Below are 1,666 nucleotides of genomic sequence, written 5' to 3'. Positions count from 1 at the left end.
CCTTCTATTTCCGGATATTTTCACTTTTCTTACCCGCCTTACAGTTGAATTTCCTTGCGGGCGGCATGTTGCGGTGTAGTGGGAATATGCGTGTACCCAGTATGCTTAATGTACTGATGTGTTTTTGGGATGTCGTGTTCAACTTCTTCCTTATTTTCCCGACACGGCAGGTAGACTGGTGGGGATGGGAGTTCATCGTTCCCGGCGTAGGTTTAGGTGTGGAAGGTGCGGTATTGGGAACCGTGTTGGCCGAACTTATCACTGCCGGTGGGATGATGTGGTATCTTTGCCGTCGCTCGTCCATGCTGAGACTATCCGGGGGGCAGGGCAGTTTTCTTCCCTGGAAAGAGACGCTGCGCCAGGCTGTCCGCATCTCCCTGCCAATGGGATTCGAGCATATTGCCATTTGCGGAGCGCAGATTATGACGACGGTTATCGTCGCACCGCTCGGCATCGTCGCCATTGCCGCCAACTCATTTGCCATCATCGCTGAAAGCCTTTGTTATATGCCCGGCTACGGTATATCGGAGGCTGCCACGACGTTGGTAGGCCAGAGTCTTGGAGCAAACCGTATCCGGTTACTCAAGCGTTTTGCCAACATTACCGTTTGGTCAGGGATGCTGATTATGGGAGTCATGGGAGTGCTGATGTATGTGGCAGCCCCTCAGATCATTGGAGTGATGACGCCTGTGGAGGAAATCCGCATGTTGGGAATCGGGATTCTGCGGATAGAAGCTTTTGCGGAGCCGATGTTTGCGGCATCTATCGTCGCCTACGGTGTATTTGTGGGTGCGGGCAATACATTTGTTCCCAGTCTGATGAATTTTGGCAGTATCTGGGGTGTCCGGCTGACACTGGCAGCATGGCTTGCCCCTACGATGGGGCTACGGGGCGTATGGCTTGCCATGTGTATTGAGCTTTGTTTCCGGGGAGCGATTTTTCTTGTCAGGCTTTGGAGTGGTAACTGGATTTATAAGTTGCGAATAAAAAGATAAATTATGAAATACGATTTCGATACAATCATCCCGCGTCGCGGGACGAATTCTTATAAATGGGATACTCCCGAAGAGGAGAATGTACTGCCCATGTGGGTGGCAGATATGGATTTCCGTACAGCACCCGCTATTATCGATGCCTTACAAAAGCGGGTGGCGCACGGTATTTTCGGTTATACAAAAGTACCCGAAGCCTATTATGATGCGGTCGTCCGGTGGTTCGATGACCGGCATCGCTGGCAGGTTGATTCCCGGTGGATTATCTATACGAGTGGTGTCGTGCCGGCTCTGTCAGCCATTATCAAAGCCTTGGCCATGCCGGGTGATAAAGTCATCGTTCAGACTCCTGCCTATAATTGTTTCTACTCATCTATCCGTAATGACGGATGCGAGTTGTTTGCCAATAATCTCGTTTATCAGGATGGCCGCTACGTAATCGACTTTGCCGATCTTGAAAGGAAAGCTTCCGATCCGAAAGCAAAAATCCTGCTGCTGTGCAATCCTCACAATCCGGTCGGACGGGTCTGGACTCCGGAAGAACTGCAGCATATAGGTGATATTTGTTTACGGAATGAGGTGTTTGTCGTGGCGGATGAGATTCATTGTGAACTGACTTACGAAGGATATGACTACACACCCTTTGCCTCCTTGTCCGAACGCTTTTTGCAAAA

General features: G+C 50.4%; 1 protein-coding gene and 1 pseudogene. Both read left to right on the top strand.

Going from position 1 to position 1,666, the window contains the following annotated elements; all coding sequences use genetic code 11:
- Nucleotides 1–995: MATE family efflux transporter (locus ABUA47_RS19330; protein ID WP_349831914.1), on the top strand; the 995-nt coding region annotated here is incomplete at its 5' end.
- A 3-nt stretch (nt 996–998) separates the two neighbouring features.
- A pseudogene (locus ABUA47_RS19325) lies at nt 999–1,666 on the top strand (MalY/PatB family protein); the annotation flags it as partial.

Origin of the sequence: Bacteroides sp. RTP31139st1_H2_RTP31139_211217, from assembly GCF_040227615.1 — a bacterium.
Taxonomy (GTDB): Bacteria; Bacteroidota; Bacteroidia; order Bacteroidales; family Bacteroidaceae; genus Bacteroides; species Bacteroides uniformis.
Note: the sequence above shows the minus strand (reverse complement) of the source record. Positions and strands in the feature narration are given on the sequence as shown.